The organism is Oleiphilus sp. HI0117 (assembly GCF_001635235.1).
The window spans coordinates 1-4,312 of sequence record NZ_LWGA01001141.1 but is presented as its reverse complement, the minus strand read 5'-3'; the positions used below and the strand labels follow the sequence as shown (position 1 = coordinate 4,312).

Sequence of the window (4,312 nt, the reverse complement as noted above, 5' to 3'; positions counted from 1 at the left end):
CTCAACTGAAGAAAGTATTGCTCTAAAGGCTGTTGATTTAATAGATACACGAGCAGACCTGCTAGCTGCGAACAACTTATTATTCAAAGAAGACCGCTACGCCTTCTTCAGGAGTGCCTATTTGCAAAATCGAAACTTCCTTATTAAAGATGGCGAAGTAGAAGACCCGTTCGCTGATGATGAAGATTTTGATTACGAGGACTTCTAATATCAGGCTTATTTAACATAAGTTCACAGGGCTTAATACAAGTTCAATATATCTGCAGAAAAAAATAACCTATAGTTGATTGATGGGATAAAAGATAAAATCAACTATATGGCTCGCTTTAAGATGCACACCACGATAAAAAAAGAAAAACAAAGAATGTCGCAGGCTACCTCATTCCTTGAATGGAAGGACGCCGCTCAAACACTCGACTCCATGCAACATAATGATGCCTGGAAAGACAATATTGCTTCTGATGTATATAACTACGAACTTATTTCTGATCGACTCTGTCTTTTAAGAGAGCACAAGCAAAATGGTGATCTCACCGCTTTGTATCGAGACATTCGCGAAGGCTTGCATCATGACCTTGGCAATATGGGTGACATACGCCTTTATAACCAATGCTATTACGGCACCAAAACACTCATTGAAGAATACGTTGAAGAAGTTTGCGATTGCCTTTCCTATCTTTGCGATAGGCAAACCTCTGATATGCCATCAAATAAAAAGTTAGATTTTTTTAAAGATGTACTTTTATCCTTCGGTCGCCCCGCATTATTGCTAAGTGGCGGCGCTTCCTTAGGAGTCTTCCATATCGGTGTTGTAAAGGCCCTGTGGGAGCATGGCTTATTGCCAGATGTCGTAACTGGCTCAAGCGCCGGTTCTATCATTGCTGCCGCCTTAGGGACGCATACCGATGACGAACTACCTTCCTTGTTTGACCCTAATACCCATAATATGAAAGCCTGGAAGTGGATGGGCCTATTGAATGGTATTAAAGGCAAAGGCTTTATGGATCAGCGTCAGCTGCAAGACTATATTCGTAGTTATGTAGGTGAATACACGATGCAAGAGGCCTACGAGAAGACGGGGCGGAGTATTAATATCACTGTTTCGCCTGTCCAGGCTCATCAAAAGGCTAGATTATTGTCAGGTTACACATCTCCATACATGCTAACGTGGAGTGCATCGTTAGCGTCTTGCGCAGTTCCAGGAATTTTCCCCCCGGTTAAACTGCTTAAGAAAGATGAACATGGACACAACGTACCGTATATGCCCCGCTTACGCTGGGTTGATGGCAGCATGGTTAGCGACTTGCCAATCGAGCGCCTAATGCACCTCTACGATGTTAATTATTCTATCGTAAGTCAAACCAATCCTCATGTAGTGCCTTTGCTGGAACGAACAAAAGGGCTGTCTAGTAATCGTTTCTTAAAATTACCCCTAGCGCTTGTTAAAGCCGAAGCAAAATTTCATGGCCAGGCAGTGAGTGACTATATAAGAACTCATACCAAATCTGAGATGCTTCGACAAGTTTCTGGTCATGCTTATTCTATGATGTCTCAGAATTATTATGGCGACGTCACTGTTGCTCCAAATTACAAGCTTGGGCACTATATGAAGCTGCTTAGCAATCCCGATACGAAATTCATGAAGGAGTTAATGCTTCAGGGTGAGCGCGCGACATGGCCTAAATTAGCGATGATTCGTACACATTCCAAAATAAGCAAGACACTCGAGAGCTGCATTTCCCGCTTAAAGACTGATGTTAGAACGCATCGTGGGAGCCTTAGTTTAATTGATGATCATAAGGCAATCCGTTAGCGAGTGTAAGGACTTGCTTTTGGCGAGCCCTGTCTTTAAGCTTTGCGTTTGCTACCAAGCTAAACTTCGCAACTACGCTAAGCTGACGTCATGTATCAGGACTTTTTTGGTCTTAAAGAACTACCTTTTTCTATAGCGCCTGATCCCAGGTATCTATATATGAGTGAACGTCATAGAGAGGCGCTTGCTCATCTTTTATATGGTGTATCCGGGCAGGGCGGTTTTGTTGTTCTTACAGGTGAAGTTGGAACAGGAAAGACGACAATTTGCCGTTGTTTTTTAAATCAGATTCCAAAAAATACCGACGTAGCATTCATCATAAATCCGAAGCTCTCGGCACGTGAGCTTATGGCATCAATATGTGATGAGCTTGGAATAGCGTACCCCGATTCAGCATCAATTAAAGTCTTAAATGACCTAATTAACAGCTACCTGCTTGATGCACACGCTAACAATCGCCACACCGTACTCATTATCGATGAAGCTCAAAACCTTAGAGTTGATGTACTAGAGCAGCTGCGCTTGCTTACTAACCTTGAAACATCTGAAAAGAAATTACTTCAGATAATTTTGCTTGGGCAACCCGAATTAAGGGAAGTGCTAGCTCAGAATGATTTAAGGCAGCTCGCTCAAAGAATCACTGCAAGATACCACCTGTGTGAGCTGAGTAAAGTTGAAGTTGGTGCTTATGTTAATTGTAGATTATCGGTTGCGGGGCGACGCGGGCGTTTATTTAATCAAAAAGCAATAAAAACTCTTTTTAACTTGAGTGGTGGCGTACCGCGATTAATTAATCTTATTTGCGACCGCGCCTTGCTCGGTGCTTATGCAATGCAAGAGGATGTTATTGATGCAAAACATATTAAGAGCGCATACGCGGAAATACAGGGGCCAAAGTTTAAGCAGCCACTAAAACTAAGTTCGTCAATCAAAAGGGGGATAATTGCTGTCCTGCTAACAATAATTGCCAGTATTGGAGTATTTGCTTTGGACAAGCGATACGACAACAGAATAGCTGAGCTGGAAAGTATAATCTCTTCTTCCAAAACAGAGCCCGAGCTGCACCCAGCCTCAGTAAAACAAATCACTCCTGAAGAGGGCGACGACTCCAAGGCTATATCAGAAAGCGGTACTTCAGCAGAAGAAGTGGCAGATTTACAGCAATTTTCAACTACGGAAAAAAGCCCCGCTAAGGCTCCTTATGCTGATAACTCATCAATACAGATCCCGATCATTAACGACCTATCTTCTCTCAAAACCCAGAAAGATGATCGATATCATGCATATCGCATGATTTTAGAGCGTTGGGGAATCGACTATCCTTTAGCCCCCTTTATGCTGGCCTGTGATTACGCCGAAATGTACGGTCTTAAGTGCTTGCATAAAAATGGTAATTGGCGCTCGTTACTAAAGTTAGACCGACCCGCGGTGTTAACCCTAGTCAATGACTATGGCGAGTCGCTATATATCGCAATACTGGGGGTTGAAGGTAGTGATGCCTTGGTTTCACATAAGAATGAGAAGTATTGGGTTTCTCTTGACGAAGTTGATCGCTACTGGTTTGGGGAGTACTCAATTGTTTGGAAGGTTCCTCCTTACAAATCGAATCTCGTAATGCCAGGACAGAAAAAAGAAGAGGCATGGTTGAGGAAAAGCTTGTCTCGACTCAGTCAGTATAAAGCCAATAAAAGCGAACCAATTGAAGACCAGATTAAGCGCTTTCAAGCCAGCTCAGGCCTTGTGCCTGACGGCATCGCGGGCAGCATGACGCTGATTCATATAAATTCGCGCCTTAACTTAGGCGTCCCTCGACTTATGGGGGCGAATTAGCATGTCATACATTTTAGACGCCTTGAAAAGGTCAGAACAGGATAGGCATCAAGAGAAGGTTTCTTCGATTAATAACGATATGATGGTAATGCCAAGGAATATGTCGCGACAGCCTCTTTGGCCTTACCTCCTAATATTTGTCCTTTTACTTAATGCAGGTGCGTTGATATTTTATTTTCTAGGCAGCAATTCTACTGATGAGAGTGGAAGCTCTGAAAATAGCCTGTTAACTGACAATAAAGCACTCTCCTCGACTGAGCCGGACATTAAGGATACTGGCCGTAAAACCAAGGCACTTCCATCCCATCTCATTGATAAAGCACCCATTCAAGCAAAGCCTCTTCCTATTCTAAAGGATGACTTTTCCGATAAACGCTCTGCTAAGGAGGATAAAGAGCCAGTCGAAGCTGACGATGTTATCCGACCTAAAGCGGGTGTTAAGCGCATCAGCCCGCCGCTTGCCGAGCCTTATTCCGAAGCAGCCCCGGTTTCTAAAGCTGTCGAGGAAAAAATATTGCCGACAAGTGTGAACGACGAGAGCGATAGAAGCAAACAAATTAGTAGTGCACCAAATGCATTTTCAGACCTTCCTCTACTAAGTGAAATGAATATTAGCTTTCAAAGGGGGGTTCCGACAATAGAATTTAGCAGTCATATCTACTCTTCAGA

The 4,312-nt window shown here is 43.2% G+C and carries 4 protein-coding genes; all 4 read left to right on the top strand.

The genetic code is table 11. The annotated features are described in order from the left end of the window. On the top strand, window positions 1-208 hold a 208-nt coding region (locus tag A3757_RS20320), incomplete at its 5' end, for an MlaA family lipoprotein (protein WP_197470166.1). A gap of 108 nt (window positions 209-316) precedes the next feature. After that, entirely contained in the window at window positions 317-1,813 is a 1,497-nt protein-coding gene (locus A3757_RS20315) for a DUF3336 domain-containing protein (RefSeq protein ID WP_068510686.1), read from the top strand. Window positions 1,814-1,972: 159 nt separating this feature from the next. Beyond that, window positions 1,973-3,643, top strand: coding sequence for an ExeA family protein (locus tag A3757_RS27955; protein WP_304438873.1), 1,671 nt, complete (start codon window positions 1,973-1,975; stop codon window positions 3,641-3,643). 1 nt (window position 3,644) lies between these two features. After that, a partial coding sequence (locus tag A3757_RS20305) for a hypothetical protein (RefSeq protein WP_068740188.1) occupies window positions 3,645-4,312 on the top strand: 668 nt, incomplete at its 3' end.

Coding starts and splice junctions, on each gene's coding strand:
- A3757_RS20315 (WP_068510686.1), top strand. CDS start 317: ATGGCTCGCTTTAAGATGCACACCACGATAAAAAAAGAAAAACAAAGA.
- A3757_RS27955 (WP_304438873.1), top strand. CDS start 1,973: ATGAGTGAACGTCATAGAGAGGCGCTTGCTCATCTTTTATATGGTGTA.